This window comes from Telluria sp. B2 (assembly GCF_051789535.1).
Taxonomy (GTDB): domain Bacteria; phylum Pseudomonadota; class Gammaproteobacteria; order Burkholderiales; family Burkholderiaceae_D; genus Telluria.
This window is the reverse complement of sequence record NZ_CP196525.1, coordinates 671,325-685,942: the sequence shown is the minus strand read 5'-3', so window position 1 is coordinate 685,942 and position 14,618 is coordinate 671,325. Positions and strand designations below refer to the sequence as shown.

At 62.7% G+C, this 14,618-nt stretch carries 16 protein-coding genes, 1 pseudogene and 1 riboswitch; of the genes and pseudogenes, 9 read left to right on the top strand and 8 right to left on the bottom strand.

Going from position 1 to position 14,618, the window contains the following annotated elements; genetic code table 11:
* Window positions 1-193: 193 nt before the first annotated feature.
* A complete protein-coding gene (locus ACSUZJ_RS03100; protein ID WP_499413221.1) occupies window positions 194-622 on the bottom strand; it encodes an organic hydroperoxide resistance protein in 429 nt (142 codons plus the stop codon).
* 223 nt (window positions 623-845) lie between these two features.
* On the opposite strand from ACSUZJ_RS03100, the gene ACSUZJ_RS03095 reads away from it, so the two are divergent.
* A complete protein-coding gene (locus tag ACSUZJ_RS03095) occupies window positions 846-1,472 on the top strand; it encodes a YidC/Oxa1 family membrane protein insertase (protein WP_499413219.1) in 627 nt (208 codons plus the stop codon).
* Between the two features lie 17 nt (window positions 1,473-1,489).
* Here ACSUZJ_RS03095 and ACSUZJ_RS03090 read toward each other — a convergent pair.
* Window positions 1,490-1,639, bottom strand: a pseudogene (locus ACSUZJ_RS03090) (organic hydroperoxide resistance protein); the annotation flags it as partial.
* 223 nt (window positions 1,640-1,862) lie between these two features.
* On the opposite strand from ACSUZJ_RS03090, the gene ACSUZJ_RS03085 reads away from it, so the two are divergent.
* Window positions 1,863-2,606 carry an NYN domain-containing protein gene (locus ACSUZJ_RS03085; RefSeq protein WP_499413217.1) on the top strand — a complete coding sequence of 248 codons (744 nt, stop codon included), beginning with the start codon at window positions 1,863-1,865 and terminating at the stop codon, window positions 2,604-2,606.
* A 20-nt stretch (window positions 2,607-2,626) separates the two neighbouring features.
* Here the strand turns inward: ACSUZJ_RS03085 and recN are convergent, their stop codons facing one another.
* The 3 genes from recN to ACSUZJ_RS03070 form a co-directional block, all read right to left on the bottom strand.
* Complete coding sequence (recN, locus tag ACSUZJ_RS03080; RefSeq protein WP_499413215.1) at window positions 2,627-4,291, bottom strand: DNA repair protein RecN; 1,665 nt, start codon at window positions 4,289-4,291, stop codon at window positions 2,627-2,629.
* Window positions 4,292-4,317: 26 nt separating this feature from the next.
* Window positions 4,318-5,220, bottom strand: a complete 903-nt coding sequence (locus tag ACSUZJ_RS03075; RefSeq protein ID WP_499413213.1) for an NAD kinase — start codon at window positions 5,218-5,220, stop codon at window positions 4,318-4,320.
* Window positions 5,221-5,348: 128 nt separating this feature from the next.
* Window positions 5,349-6,332 carry a DUF3667 domain-containing protein gene (locus ACSUZJ_RS03070; RefSeq protein ID WP_499413211.1) on the bottom strand — a complete coding sequence of 328 codons (984 nt, stop codon included), beginning with the start codon at window positions 6,330-6,332 and terminating at the stop codon, window positions 5,349-5,351.
* Window positions 6,333-6,464: 132 nt separating this feature from the next.
* Between ACSUZJ_RS03070 and ACSUZJ_RS03065 the strand changes: the two genes are divergently transcribed.
* The 7 genes from ACSUZJ_RS03065 (at window position 6,465) to ACSUZJ_RS03035 (ending at window position 12,110) form a co-directional block, all read left to right on the top strand.
* On the top strand, window positions 6,465-6,776 hold the full coding sequence (locus ACSUZJ_RS03065; protein WP_499413209.1) for a hypothetical protein: 312 nt from the start codon (window positions 6,465-6,467) through the stop codon (window positions 6,774-6,776).
* Window positions 6,777-6,787: 11 nt separating this feature from the next.
* Window positions 6,788-7,219 (top strand): OsmC family protein, encoded by a 432-nt coding sequence (locus tag ACSUZJ_RS03060; RefSeq protein ID WP_499413207.1) that lies wholly within the window; start codon window positions 6,788-6,790, stop codon window positions 7,217-7,219.
* Window positions 7,220-7,395: 176 nt separating this feature from the next.
* A complete protein-coding gene (gene gloA / locus ACSUZJ_RS03055) occupies window positions 7,396-7,809 on the top strand; it encodes a lactoylglutathione lyase (protein ID WP_499413205.1) in 414 nt (137 codons plus the stop codon).
* Window positions 7,810-8,174: 365 nt separating this feature from the next.
* Window positions 8,175-8,576, top strand: a complete 402-nt coding sequence (locus ACSUZJ_RS03050) for a hypothetical protein (RefSeq protein ID WP_499413203.1) — start codon at window positions 8,175-8,177, stop codon at window positions 8,574-8,576.
* Window positions 8,577-8,603: 27 nt separating this feature from the next.
* Entirely contained in the window at window positions 8,604-9,311 is a 708-nt protein-coding gene (locus ACSUZJ_RS03045; protein ID WP_499413201.1) for a hypothetical protein, read from the top strand.
* 194 nt (window positions 9,312-9,505) lie between these two features.
* Window positions 9,506-9,652: riboswitch (FMN riboswitch) on the top strand.
* Window positions 9,653-9,757: 105 nt separating this feature from the next.
* Window positions 9,758-10,408, top strand: a complete 651-nt coding sequence (gene ribB / locus ACSUZJ_RS03040; RefSeq protein WP_499413199.1) for a 3,4-dihydroxy-2-butanone-4-phosphate synthase — start codon at window positions 9,758-9,760, stop codon at window positions 10,406-10,408.
* 451 nt (window positions 10,409-10,859) lie between these two features.
* Window positions 10,860-12,110: a hypothetical protein gene (locus ACSUZJ_RS03035; RefSeq protein ID WP_499413197.1), complete on the top strand. Its 1,251-nt coding sequence runs from the start codon at window positions 10,860-10,862 to the stop codon at window positions 12,108-12,110.
* 109 nt (window positions 12,111-12,219) lie between these two features.
* Here the strand turns inward: ACSUZJ_RS03035 and ACSUZJ_RS03030 are convergent, their stop codons facing one another.
* The 3 genes from ACSUZJ_RS03030 to ACSUZJ_RS03020 are packed head-to-tail and all read right to left on the bottom strand — an operon-like array spanning window position 12,220 to window position 14,583.
* A complete protein-coding gene (locus ACSUZJ_RS03030) occupies window positions 12,220-13,554 on the bottom strand; it encodes a TolC family outer membrane protein (protein WP_499413195.1) in 1,335 nt (444 codons plus the stop codon).
* 40 nt (window positions 13,555-13,594) lie between these two features.
* A complete protein-coding gene (locus tag ACSUZJ_RS03025; RefSeq protein WP_499413193.1) occupies window positions 13,595-13,918 on the bottom strand; it encodes a rhodanese-like domain-containing protein in 324 nt (107 codons plus the stop codon).
* Window positions 13,919-13,929: 11 nt separating this feature from the next.
* Entirely contained in the window at window positions 13,930-14,583 is a 654-nt protein-coding gene (locus ACSUZJ_RS03020; RefSeq protein WP_499413191.1) for a protein-L-isoaspartate O-methyltransferase family protein, read from the bottom strand.
* Window positions 14,584-14,618 lie beyond the last annotated feature (35 nt).

Genomic DNA, 14,618 nt, shown 5'->3' with positions numbered 1-14,618 from the left:
GTGGGGCTCCATTATAGGTGCGTGCCGTCCAGCCTTCGAGAAGATATTCTTGATCGCGGCGATAGCCCAACAGTTGTGCACCGCCCCTTGACGCGCGGCGGTCCGTGGGCCATGGCGCCGCGATCGACCGCGAGACCGCGTGGGCTTTGACAGCCCTCCGCGGCCATCGCGCCGCGCTCCCGCTCGTGGTGCTTCAGGTCGTCACATGCAGGCGTACGTCGATGTTGTTGCGCGTCGCGTTCGAGTAGGGGCAGACGATGTGGGCCTTGTCGACCAGTTCCTGCAACTGCTGCTGGTCCATGCCCGGACCGTGGATGGTCAGGTCGGCCTCGATGCCGAAGCCGGTCGGGATCTGGCCGATGCCGACCTCGCCCGTCACCGTCAGGTCTTGCGGCAGGCTGACCTTCTGCTGGCCGGCGACGAATTTCAGCGCGCCCAGGAAGCAGGCCGAGTAGCCGGCCGCGAACAGTTGTTCAGGGTTGGTGCCGGTCGCGCCGTTGCCGCCCAGTTCCTTCGGCGTCGTCAGCTTGACGTCCAGCACGCCGTTATCGCTGCGCGAAGTGCCTTCGCGGCCGCCCTGCGAAGTGGCCTTGGCGCGGTACAGGACTTTTTCGATGCTCATGCGAACCTCCTTTGTTTTGGTTGGAGGGAGATTGTGGCAGAGCGTCGCAGCAGACAGCGCTCGGTTAGGGAGAGGGGACAGATACCCTGTGCCTCCCGGTGCGCAAGGTCTTCAATTCTTCCAAAAAACCGAAGTAAAGCATCGGGAAATACATGTTTTTCTTAAGGAAACTCTAAACCACAATGAGGTTTGATATTTCCTAAACAATTAACGAAAGAGCAAAATGAACGACATTCTGGCCTCAGCCATGACGCAGCTTTCCATCCTGTTCAATGGAAATATGGGCTGGACCATTCTGGCCCTGGCGCTCGTGGTCAGGCTGGCGCTTTTCCCGCTGACCCTGCACCTGTCGCGCCGGATGCTGTCGAACCAGGAAAAAATCAAAGCCCTGCAGCCTCAGGTCGACGCCATCAAGGCGCGCCTTGCATCAGATCCGAAGGCGATGTTCGCGGCGATCTCGGCGCTGTACAAGGAAAACGGTGCGCATATTCTCGACCGCTCCAGCCTGTTGGGCGCCCTGGTTCAGTTGCCGGTGTTCGGCCTGCTGTACAAGGCCATCACCAACGCCAGTTCGGGAAGCTTTTTGTGGATCAGGAACCTGGCTTCGCCCGACGCCGCGCTGACCGTCATCGTGCTCGTGCTGACCGCCGTCGCGGCCTGCTACGCACCGTCCACAGCGGCCGACACGGCGATGGTGATGATGGCCCTGCAAATCCTGGTGACCGCCTTCATCCTGTGGAAGCTGGCGGCCGGCGTCGGCCTGTATTGGGCAGTGTCGGCATTTGCCAGCGTCATCCAAAGCCTGGTGCTGCGTTACGACTTCAGCGCGCCGAGGAAGCAGGCCGAGTAGCCGGCCGCGAACAGTTACTCAGGATTGGCGCCGGTCGCGCCGCTTCCGCCCAGCTCCTTCGGCGTGGTCAGCTTCACGTCGAGCACGCCGTTATCGCTGCACGAGGCGCCTTCGCGGCCGACCTGCGAGGCGGCCCTGGCGCGGCACAGGCCTTTTTCGATGTTCATGTGAACGTCCCTGTTTTGGCTCGCAGGAGATTGTGGCAGAGGAGCGAGCGTGATAGCGCTGCAGGACTCGGCGGTAGCAAGCACAGAGAGCACAACGCGCGCTGCCAGCCAAGCTGCATAATCATGAAGAAACAATGTCACCGTTGATTAAAGTCAACAATTCGACTTGATTGGCAGCTACAGTGACAAGGATTATGCTCGCTTGCAATGACAAAGGAGAATCATGGCAACCCCTGCAAACGCGAAGCTGGCGGTACTGGTGGATGCGGACAATGCACAGTCCTCAATTGTTCCGCAGCTTTTAGCGGAAATTTCCCGATACGGAATTGCAACCGTTAAACGCGTCTACGGCGATTGGACCACCCCGAATCTCAAAGGCTGGAAAGAAACGCTGAACGCCAACGCGCTGCAACCCATTCAGCAGTTCAGCTATACGAGCGGCAAGAATGCGACCGATTCCTGCCTGATCATCGACGCGATGGACCTGCTTCATTCAGGGCGGGTCGACGGCTTCTGCCTGGTATCGTCGGACAGCGATTTCACCCGATTGGCCACGCGCATCCGCGAATCCGGCCTCGTGGTATATGGTTTTGGCGAAGAGAAGACCCCACAACCTTTTGTCGCAGCATGCGATAAGTTCGTCTATACCGAGATCCTGCGCGTCAACGACCCGGCATCCGCGCTGCCGAAGACCGCCGAGTCCGTGGCAGCCAAGCCCATCAAGGGAGTGCTATTGAGCGCGGTCAGCGCGGCAATGCGCGACGACGGGTGGTCGCTCCTGTCCACCGTCGGCTCCTTGATCTCGAAGACCAATCCAGATTTTGACGCGCGCAACTATGGCTTCGAGAAACTGGGCGAACTCGTGCGCGCGCAGCCCTATCTGGAAACGAAGGCCGTCTCGCTGAACGAGACCACGGGTACCGCCCAGTTATTCGTACGTCGCAAGCCAGCCACCGCAGAGAGATAAGCCGGCAGACGCGGGGGCTGTCACGAAGCCAGCAACTCCCGCGCATGCTTGCGCGTCGTCTCCGTGATCTCGATCCCGCCCAGCATGCGCGCCACTTCCTCGACGCGCGCGCGGTTGTTCAGCACCTCGATGCGCGAGACGGTGCGGCCTTCGCTGGTCGTGCCCTTGGCCACCTGGAAGTGCTGGTTGGCCTGGCTCGCCACCTGCGGCAGGTGGGTCACGCACAGCACTTGCCGCTGCTGGCCCAGGCGTTTCAGGAGGCGCCCGACCACTTCGGCCACGCCGCCGCCGATGCCGCTGTCGACCTCGTCGAAGATGAGGGTCGGCGTGGTGGTCGCATGCGAGGTGATGACGGAGATCGCGAGTGAGATACGCGCCAGTTCGCCGCCCGAGGCGACTTTCGCCAGCGGACGCGGCGCCACGCCGGCGTGGCCGGCCACCAGGAATTCGACCTGCTCGAGACCGTGCGCTCCGGGCTCGGACTGGTTCAGCGACACCTCGAAACGCCCGCCGCTCATGCTCAGTTCCTGCATCGCGAGCGTGACCTGCTCGCTCAGGGCCTTCGCCGCCACTACGCGCCGCGCCGAGAGTCGGTTCGCCACCTTGCGGTAGGTGCTTTCCGCTTTTTCTTCCTGGCGTTTCAATCCCTCGATGTCGGTGGCGTCGGCCAGCTGGCGCAGTTTCGCGGCCAGGGCCGCGTGCTCCTCGGGCAGCTCTTCCGGCGTGACGCGGTACTTGCGCGCGGCGCTGTGCAGGGCGTCCATGCGGGCGTCGACTTCGCGCAGGCGGTCCGGGTCGAGCTCGACCTTGTCGATGTAGTTGTTCAGGGCGTACACCGCTTCCTGCAGCTGGATGCGCGCCGGTTCCATGCAGTCGAGCACGGCCTGCAGCTCGGCGTCGACGTCGACCAGTTTACCGAGCTTGGTGTTCAGCGACGACAGTTGCGACAGGATCGGGTGGTCCGATTCCGAGATGGCGGCCAGCGCTTCCTGCGCGCCTTCGATCAGGCTGGCGGCGTGCGACAGGCGGCTGTGCTCGTTCGAGATCTCGACCCACTCGCCCGGTTTCGGCGCCAGCTTGTCGAGTTCGCTCACCTGCCATTCCAGGCGCTCGCGCTCGATCAGCACGTTCTTGGCGTTGGTTTCGTATTCCTCGCGCTGGCGCGACAGCGCGCGCCAGGCGCGGTAGGCGACGGCCACTTCCTGCGCCTCGGCGGCGGCCTGCGGATCGCGCACGGCGATCTGGTTATCGAGCAGGGCGCGCTGGGCGTCGGCCTTCAAGAGGCTCTGGTGCGCATGCTGGCCATGGATGTCGACCAGCATTTCGCCCAGCTCGCGCAGCTGGCCGGCGGTGGCGGCGATGCCGTTGATGTAGGCTTTCGAGCGGCCGGCGTTGTCGATCACGCGGCGCAGCAGCGCCCCGCCCTCATCCAGGGCGAACTCGTGCTGCTCGAGCCAGGATGCGGCCTGCTCGGTCACCGCGAAATCGGCCGTGATGTCGGCCTTGGCCGCGCCTTCGCGCACCATGCTTGCCTCGCCGCGCCCGCCCAGGGCCAGCTGCAGCGCATCGATCAGGATCGATTTACCCGCCCCGGTCTCGCCGGTGAAGACCGAAAAGCCGTTGGCGAATTCGAGTTCGATGGCGTCGACGATGACGAAGTCGCGGATGGTCAGTGTGCGCAGCATGAAGAAACAGGTCTCCTGTCGGTTCTTTATTTGAGTTTGCCGTCGTAGGACGGGTATTCGTGCCAGTGCAGCTTTTCGCGCAGGGTGTGGTAATAGCTCCAGCCTTCCGGGTGCAGGAAGGTGATGGTGTTGGGCGAGCGCGAGATGACGATCTCGTCGCCGTGCTGCAGGCTGGCGAAGGTCTGCATGTCGAAGTTCACGGAGATGTCGCGGCCCGAGACGATTTCGACCACGATCTCGCTGGTGTCGGGCACGGCGATCGGCCGGTTCGACAGCGCGTGCGGCGCGATCGGCACCAGCACGATGCCCTGCAGGCTCGGGTGCAGCAGCGGGCCGCCGGCCGACAGCGCATAGGCCGTGGAGCCGGTCGGCGTCGAGACGATCAGGCCGTCCGAGCGCTGGTTGTACATGAACTGGCCGTCGACGGCCACGCGCAATTCCGCCATGCCGGCGCCGCTGCCGCGCGCCACCACCACGTCGTTCACGGCCACGCCGCAATAGATCATCTCGCCGCCGCGCATGACGCGGCCTTCGAGCAGGGTGCGCTTCTCGGCCGTGGCCTTGCCCTGCAGGATTTCGGCCAGCGCCGGCAGCATGCGCTCGACCGGGATGTCGGTGATGAAGCCGAGGCGGCCGAGGTTGATGCCGATCAGCGGGATGTCGTACTTGGCGAGCTGGCGCGCGATGCCGAGCATGGTGCCGTCGCCGCCCATGACGACCGCGAGGTCGGCCTGTTCACCGATGTCGGCCACGCTCATCGGCTCGACGCCGGGCATACCGAGATGGGCGGCCGTGTCGGCCTCGAACACGACGCGGTAGCCCGAGCCCTGCAGGAAGCCGAGGATGCGCGCGACCGGCTCTTCGATCCCGGCCGTGTTCTGCCGTACGACGAGCGCGATGATTTGTTGCGGGGCGGGCGTAGAGGGCATAGGTTTCTCGGCATCGATAGGAAAACACGCTGCGAGATTAACCGATAATCCCAGCGCCTGCTACCCGGCCGCACATCGAATACTGTACAAAATCACAGTATAGATGCGCAGGGGCCGGAAGAGCAAGATCAGCCGGCCAGAGCCAGGGCCGTCGCCAGCGCGATGGCGGTCGCGATGCTCAGCATGTGCAGGTTCATCAGCACGATCCAGCGCAGCGCGGTCACGGTGCGGCTACCCCCGTAGACCCGGCGCATGGCGGTCGGCAGGTAGAACACCAGCCACAGGAACATTGCCGGCCCGACGAAGGGGATGAAGTCGGGCGTCACCAGCATCACGCTGAGCATCAGGAAGGCAAAGGCATTGCTGTGCAGGGCGAACAGCACGTGCTCGCCGTAGCGCCGCCCCGAACCCAGGTAGAGCACCTTCAGGAAGAACGCGAACAGCGGCATCAGCGCGAAGATCGCGTACGGGGCGTTGGCGAAGAAGGCGCGGCGCAGGGCCGTGGCCTGGACCTCGCCGGGCTGCTCGCGGAAGTGCGCATACTTCTCGCCGAGCGTGGGGTGGAGGGCAGCGAGCTTTTCGCGCAGCGAGAAATTCAGATCGACGTCGCCATCCTGGCCGCGCGCTTCCGCCGGCTGCCGCTTGCCGGCAATGGATGCATCGCCGGCCGCCGCCGGCGCCTCCTCGCGCGCTTCGGGCGCAGGCATCGCGCCGTCGTTTCCGCCCGCGTTCGCAGCCGGCTGCGCGGCGGCGATGGCCGGCTTGTCGGGTTCGCCGAGGTTCGCGACCGTCATTCCGCTCAGCTTGAAAATCGCAAAGAAGATGATGCTGAAGCTCAGGTAGAGCCGCAGCGGCTCGACGTAGCGCACGCGGCGGCCCTGGATGTATTCGACCGTCAGCTTGCCCGGCTTGAACAGCAGCAGCGCCATCGATTTCCACAGCTTGCCTTCAAGCGCGACGTAATGGGCGATGAACTCGTGCAGGAATTCGCGTGCGCTCGGCACGTGCAGGTGGGCCGGCTGTCCGCAGCCCTGACAAAACTTGCCGCCGAGTTGGGTAGCGCAATTCGGGCAATGGGCGGCGGCTTGATGCAATTGGACTTCGCTTTTCACGCTGACTTTCCGGCAAGAATATAAAAAGCATCATGTTATCGATTTAATTGCAAAAAAGCATCATCCAATTGCGCGACTGCCACAGGCTCGACGCGTTAGGATTCCTGCAAGAGACTGCAGAAGGAGAATGCAATGGTTACCGAAACCAAAGATCGCTTCGTCAACACCGATGCGAAGATCGAGAACGACGGCGTCAAGCGCGAGCCGCACGAGCGCGACGAGTCGCCCGACGGCCAGGACCTTGAACCGCGCGGCGTCATCAAGCAGGCGGCCGAAGACCTGGCCCAGGGCCTGGTCGACACCGACGCCCGCGCCACCCCCGGCGTGAGCGAAGCCGTCGAACCTGCCCCTGGCGCCACCGGCCAGGCCAATCCACAACCCGACCGCCATCGCTCGATGCGCGATCACGACTCAAGCGAGCCCCTGCCGGGCAAGAACCGCTGAAAGGAAACCACATGACCATCAAACGCAATGGCAGCGCCGTCTGGAGCGGCGGCCTGAAGGACGGCAAGGGCGCGGTCTCGACCGGCAGCGGCGTGCTGAAGGATTCGCAGTACGGCTTCAACACCCGCTTCGAGGACGGCCCCGGCACCAACCCCGAGGAACTGATCGGCGCCGCGCATGCAGGCTGCTTCACGATGGCGCTGTCGGGCCAGCTCGGCCAGGCCGGCATGACGGCCCAGGAACTGCGCACCACCGCCACCGTCTCGATGGAGAAGGTCGAAGGCGGCTTCGCCATCACCGCCGTCCACCTCGACCTGGTCGCCAAGATCCCCGGCGCCAGCCAGGAAGCCTTCGACAAGGCGGCGAATACGGCCAAGGAAAACTGCCCGGTGTCGAAGCTGCTGAACGCGAAGATCACCCTGAGCTCGCGCCTGGAAAGCTGAGCCGCAGCAGGCGGGGCGAGCGGCGCGTGATCCGGTCCACCGGACTGGCTCAGGCGCCGCATTCAACTTCCGCTCGCCCTGCCGGACAAGCCAGTCCCCCACACAGCCGTCTCCGGCAAGCTTCGCCTCAAACGCATAAAATTGTCCCTTTCTGAACCATCAAGAAAGACAAGACCATGCGCTTCCTCCACACCATGCTCCGCGTCGGCGACCTGCAGCGCTCGATCGACTTCTACACCAAGATCCTCGGCATGCAACTGCTGCGCACCAGCGACAACCCCGAGTACAAGTACAAGCTGGCCTTCCTCGGCTACGGCAGCAACCCGGACCACGCCGAACTCGAGCTGACCTACAACTACGGCGTCGACAGCTACGACATGGGCACCGCCTACGGCCACATCGCGATCTCGGCCGAAGACATCTACGCCACCTGCGACGCCGTGCGCGCGGCCGGCGGCAACATCACCCGCGAACCGGGCCCGGTCAAGGGCGGCAGCACCGTGATCGCCTTCGTTACCGACCCGGATGGCTACAAGATCGAGTTCATCCAGCGCAAGGACAACGAAGGCGGCGGCGGCCTGAGTGCGTAAGAGCGATTGAAACTGGCGCCGCCAATTTGATTTAACTATAAGAAATCCACTTAACAGCAAAATTCTGCAAAGGGCCGAGTTCCATCAGGAGCTCGGCCTTTTTTTGCGATAGCTTGCATAAAGGCATTTCAGCAACCCTTAATTCATGAGTCAAGGAAATTGATTAATAGAACAACTGCAGCCATCGACCTCAGAAGCTTAATGGTCGTCAAAAATTCTCTAATCAACTTGCTTTATTATCCCCATCGCTACATTCATGAAATCTCAAATGAACCGCCTAGTATATGGACCCTAGCGGATGAAGGAATATATTTCTTGCTGCCTCATTTACACACCTTGAAAAACCGAACTTTAAGGGATATAAAATGAAAGAAATAGGAAAAGTTGCCCGTTTACCCATCATTGCATCGCTGATGGCGCTACTTCTTCCAGCCACCAATGCTAGTGCATTGGGCATTGTCAGTCGTTCATGTTTGGCCGCTGGAGCACAGGAAAGTATCACTGTCGACTGGTCGTTTAAAAGTTCAATGTTGTGGACTGCCTCGGAACATTACCGGAATGGAGCCTTCCTTCACACCATCAATACGACACGCAATGGCACCACGAGCGGCTGGGAAAACACTTGGCGCTCCTATGCTGGCCACCTCGGTTCGGAGTTTTGGTACGGCAGGGTCGTCGGATACCATTGGAAAAGCGACGGGGGGTTCATCCGTTTTTTAGGAAATAGTACAGCTGTAGATTGCAACTTGGCCAATTGGGGCCGCTAATTTTGACACCAGAATTACGAGGTCACCATGAAAATATATCTAGCCGTTGGTCTGCTAATTGCCTTCGCTACGCATCCAGCTTTCGCCAACAATTCCAACGAAAAATTACCGCAAAGCAGTCCAGTGCCTGGTGTTCAAATTGGAAAAGTTACCGTTACCAGCATTCATAAATTAACCCCAACCGTAAAAAAAATGGTTGAGGAGGATTTAGCCGAACAGCCGTTCGGCACCAACCGCAAACTTGGGGAAATATCTGACGACGCTATTATCTACAGAAAAAATTATCACACTCAACTTAAGTCGCTGCGCGACGTAGAGAACAACTTGACATTCAAGCTGGCGGATATATCTCGTGGAGAACTCGGAAAATATACGCTTGAAGGTGTTGTTCCGGAAGGTCCATCACAGAAGGGCCCTTGGAGCAGTGTCACACGAATTTTTAAACGTGATGATAATGTCGCGGTAATGTTGCATGAGTGGAATTATGTCGGCGATGGCGGCGGTGTCATGATTATCAAAGAATTGATGAACACGAAAGTAAATAATGCCCCGGCGCGTTTTTCCGTCAAGAGATCGCCCGCTGGATGGTTGTCCTCTGAACTGATGTGGGTCACCAATAAGAGTATGTACACGCTGACGGTACTGGATGACGTACCCGACGGCAGCAAGGCAAAATACAATGTCAAATGGCTGACCAGCTTAGCGGCAGGTATCAGGGAACACTCGAAACAGTGAGACAGCCGGACTGAATGCCGCCCCAATAGCATGCACGCAAATTATTGTGACTATACTGGAAAGTGCGCTGCCTGCTCTACATACGGGCAGCGTATGCAAGAACATGCATGCGCTGCCGGCCAACAAACTCTCCTTCCGCAAGCAAAAACCCAATTTCGCCAGTAAAATTGAGAGGTCTGCTAAGCAGGCAATCAATACGTCTTCGGGGCGGGGTGGAATTCCCCACCGGCGGTAAAACCTCCCGAGGTCAAGCCCGCGAGCGCCTGCTGTGTTTAGCAGGGTCAGCAGATCTGGTGCGAATCCAGGGCCGACGGTCATAGTCCGGATGAAAGAAGATGTGCGCTGCAATGCGTTTGCTTCCGCTCGCCCGTACGGCCTGCAGGCATTCGCGTCCATTCGCTTGCCCTGATGCGTTTTTCGCCAACTTCACGCGAGGAGCGTTTCACATGTTAGTCAACACTTACTCCCTTCACAGCACCGACCTGGACGGCCGTATCGAAGCAGCACTGGCCGCGACCAAGGCCGGCGTCCCCGTCATCCTGCTCGACGATTTCGACCGCGAAAACGAGGCCGACCTGATCGTCGCCGCCGACAAGCTCACGGTCGAAACGATGGCCCTGATGATCCGCGAGTGCAGCGGCATCGTCTGCCTCTGCCTGTCCGCCGATAAGGTGCGCGCGCTCGAGCTGCCGCCGATGGCGATCGAGAACGGCAGCCGCTACGGCACCCCGTTCACGGTCTCGATCGAGGCGCGCCACGGCGTCACCACCGGCGTCTCGGCCGCCGACCGGGTGACCACGATCCGTACCGCGATCGCGGCCGATGCCAGACCGGAAGACCTGGTGCGTCCGGGCCACGTGTTCCCGCTGCGCGCCACCCCGGGCGGCGTGCTGGCCCGCGCCGGCCACACCGAAGGCTCGGTCGACCTGGCGACCATGGCCGGCCTGCAGCCGGCCGCGGTGCTGTGCGAACTGATGAATCCGGACGGCACCATGATGCGCGGCGAAGACATCGAACGCTTCGCCGAGGAACGCGGTTTTCCCATCCTGACCATCGCCGAGATGATCGCATGGCGCAAGGCGCGCGAAGGCAAATAAGCGCGGAACTATAAAGGACGGCGCTACGGCGCTAATGCCGTTCAGTTAAGCTGGAAATAGCTTGGTTCGGGCAGGCATCGTAGGGCGGGCACTCCGTGCCCACGCGTTACGTGCGCCTCCTTCGTCTGCCGCCAGGAACTTCTCGCCCGCTAAGGTCAATCCTGGCCCGCTTCCATTGCACACGTTGCGGGCGAAATGTCGCCGCATGTGACTGACGGCCACGTGCATAACGCGTGGGCACGGGGTGCCCACCCTACGACTACGGCTTAACTGAACGGCATCAGCGCTACGGCGCCGTCTTTTATACTTCATTCTTTCATTCTGGAACTAAATTTCCTTATTGCAGCAACTCAAGCCAGTGCTTTGACCCCGCTTAAGCAAACCGCTCTTTTACTGAACACTCAGGCAAGCTGATCCTAGACTGGAAGTGAACTCGTCTATGGAGGCAGCCATGTTCACATCCCTTCCAGTCACAGTCCACCCGGGCCGACGCGCGGCGCTGGCGGCATCGCTTGCACTCGCGTCCCTGCTGACCGCTTGCGGCGGCGGCGGCGGCAACGGCCCCGACCGCCAGCCGGCGCCGCCTGTGGTTTCGCCACCCCCTCCGCCGCCCCCGGTGGCACGCGGCCCGCTCTACGACTTCACGCCGATCGGCCTGCCAGGCATGAGTCTGGGCGCCGTCGTGCGCCAGGGTATCGCCAATGGCGGCCTGGTGGCGGGCACCGCCTGGGTCGGGAGCGAGGCCAGGGCCTTCCTGTTCGACGGCAAGAAGAGCATCGACCTCGGCACCCTCGGCGGCGGCAGCGCCCGCGCCTTCTCGATCAACCGCTGTGGCCAGGTCGCCGGCTGGGCCAGCACGGCGACCGGTCAGCCGCATGCCTTCCACTACAGCAGCGGCACCATGCGCGACCTCGGCACGCTCGGCGGCGCCGACTCCTACGGCAACGCGATCAGCACTTGCGGCAAGGTGGCCGGCTGGGCCGGCAGCACCGGCGGTCCGTGGCATGCCTTCTATCATGACGGCAGGACCATGCGCGACCTCGGCACCTTCGGTGGCACGACCTCGGCCGCGGAAGCACTCAACTCGGTGGGGCAGGTCGTCGGCTACGCCTTCTATCCGGACAACACCACGTATCACGCCTTCCTGTACGACGCGCGCACCGGCGCGCCGCTCCTGGACATCGGCCCGCCGGACCGGGACTCGCGGGCGGTCGACATCAACGAAGCCGGCCAGGTCGCCATCTTGTCGCGCGACGCGACCAGCTTGCGCGCCTACCGCTATGGCGGCGGCACCTTGCTCGATCTCGGCCTGCCGCCCGGCGCCCGGCATACGGAAGCGACTGCGATCAATGCCGCCGGCCACGTGGTCGGCTCGGTCGGCTACCCCGACGGCCGCACGGTCGCCTTCCTGCACGACGGCACCACCCTGCACGAACTCGGCACCCTGGGTGGCGGCCGCGACTCGCGTGCGGTCGCGGTCAATGCCTCCGGACTGGTGGTGGGCTCGTCGTTCGACCCGAACCTCGTTGCCGAGCGAGCGATCGCCTGGGCCAGCAGCTATGGCCTGGTCGACCTGAACGAGCGGGTCAAGGACCTGCCCCAGGATGTCGCGCTGGTTGCGGCGCTGGCCGTGGCCGACGACGGTGCGATCGTCGTGCGTACCAACAGCCAGGGGCTGGGGCTGCTGCGGCCGCGCAAGTGAATGTAGGGTGGGCACTCCGTGCCCACCCTACGACTACGGCTAACTGAACGGCATCCGCCACGGCGCCGTTTTTCATATTGCCGGGACGACCTGCTCCGAAACGACCTGCTTACTTCTGCAGCAGGTTGTTCACCGGCACCAGGTCCGCCTCGCGCAGCGAGCCCGAGGCCGCCTTCAGGCGCAGGCCGTTCAGGATCGTGTTGTAGCGCGCACGGGCCAGGTCGGTGCGGGTCGAGTACAGCTGGCGCTGGGCGTTCAGCACGTCGATGTTGATGCGCACGCCAACCTGGTAGCCCAGCTTGTTCGATTCGAGCGCCGACTGGCTCGACACTTCGGCCGCTTCCAGGGCCTTGACCTGGGCCAGGCCGCTGTTCACGCCGAGGAAGGCCTGGCGCGCCTGCAGGGCGGCATTGCGGCGGGTCGCTTCGAGGTCGTTGCGGGCGCGGTCTTCCAGCGCGATCGCTTCGCGCACGCGGCTGGTCACGGCGAAGCCGCTGAAGATCGGCACCGACCACTGCACACCGATGGAATTGCTGCGCCCGTCGCCCGAGCTGGCGGTGCGTCCGCTGACGTCGCTGCGGCCGGTGCTGGCAACCAGGTCCAGGGTCGGCAGGTGGCCGGCGCGGTTCTTCGAGATGTCGCGCTTGGCCGACTCCAGGGACAGCTGCTGCACGGTCACGCCATAGTTCTGGGTTTCGGCCGACGTCACCCACGGGTCGACGCTGGCCGGCTGCGGCGGCGCCAGCGAGATGCCCGACTGCAGCGGAGCGAGGGTGCCCGGCTCGGTGCCGATGATCGCCTGCAGCGCGCTGCGCTTGTTTTCCAGGTCGTTGACAGCGGCGAACTCCTGCGCCACCACCAGGTCGTAGGCGGCCTGCGCTTCGTGCGTGTCCGTGATGGTCTGGGTACCGACCTCGAAGTTGCGCTTGGCCGAGGCCAGCTGTTCGGTCACGGCGCTCTTCTGGGCGCGGGTCGATTCCAGCGTGTCCTGGGCCGCCAGCACGTCGAAATAGGCCTGGGCCACGCGCGTGATCAGGTCCTGCTGGGCCTGGGCGAACTGGGCTTCGGCGATCGCCTGGGCCAGCTTGCTCTGCTCATAGGTCTGCCAGCGGTCCCAGCGGAACAGCGGCTGGGTCAGCGACAGGCCGTACTCATTGGTGCGCAGCGCCGGGCCGTTGCCGGCGATGGCGCCGGTCTGGCCTGCGTTGAATGGGGTGAAGTCGCTGTCGCTCCTGGAATAGGACCCCGACAGGCCGACGGTCGGCAGCAAACCCGCACGCCCCTGCGTCACCCGTTCACGGCCGGCGGCGAGCGATGCGCGCGCGCTGGCGTAAGTGGCGTCGTTGGCCAGTGCCTGCTGGTACACCTGGATCAGGTCGATCGCGCTCGCGTCGAAGGACACGAAAGCGCTGGCCAGCAGCATGGCGATGAGGGGTTTCTGCATTGCGGTCTCCGTCGGAGTCATCAAAAGTTAGGAAAACAGGTCAATACTTCGGCATCGCCGGATCGACCTGCATGGCCCAGGCGTGTATTCCGCCCGTCAAATTCGTTACGTTCTCGAACCCGTTGCGTTCGAGGAAAGCGGCGACCTGCATGCTGCGCGCACCGTGGTGGCAGATGCAGACGATCTCCTGGTCGTCGCCGAGCTCGCCGGCGCGGATCGGGATCAGGTGCATCGGGATCTGGGTCGAGCCTGCGATGTGGCAGGTCTCGAATTCCCAGTTCTCGCGCACGTCGAGCAGCAGCGGGCGCGGGCGCGCCGGGTCGGCCAGCCAGGCGGCCAACTCGGGAGCGGTAATGTGTTGCATCGCGCGTCCGATCAGAAGACGAAGTGCGACTTGGCCGGCGCGCCTGCCAGCGGCTTGGCGTTGGTCTCGAACAGCTTGACCGTATCAATGCCGTTTTCCGAGACACGGGTCACGATCTCGCAGGTCATCGCCGGCGACTGACCGACGATGGCGGCGATGCGCCCGCCCACCTTCACCTGCTGGAGAAAGGCTTCCGGCAGGCTGTCCAGGCCGCCCGAGATGACGATCACGTCGTAAGGTGCGCCCTGCTGCCAGCCTGCTGCGCCATTGCCCTCGACCACGGTGACGTTGTCGATGCCGGCCTTCCTGAGGTTCTGCTCGGCCAGCGCCTTGAGTTCCGGCGAGATCTCGACCGTGGTCACGTGCTGGGCCTTGTGCGCCATCAGCGCCGCCATGTAGCCCGAGCCGGCGCCGATTTCCAGCACCTTCTCATGCTTCTTGAGGTTCAGTTCCTGCAGAATGCGCGCTTCGACTTTCGGATTGAACATCGTTTCGCCGCCCGGCAGCGGGATCTCGACATCGGCGAATGCCAGGTTCTGGTAGGCCTCCGGCACGAACTGTTCGCGCTTGACCACGTGCAACAGGTCGAGAACATCCTGGTCCAGCACGTTCCAGGGGCGGATCTGCTGTTCAATCATGTTGAAGCGGGCTTGTTCGATATTCATCTTAATACTCGGTGGAAAAAGAAATAATCTGATAT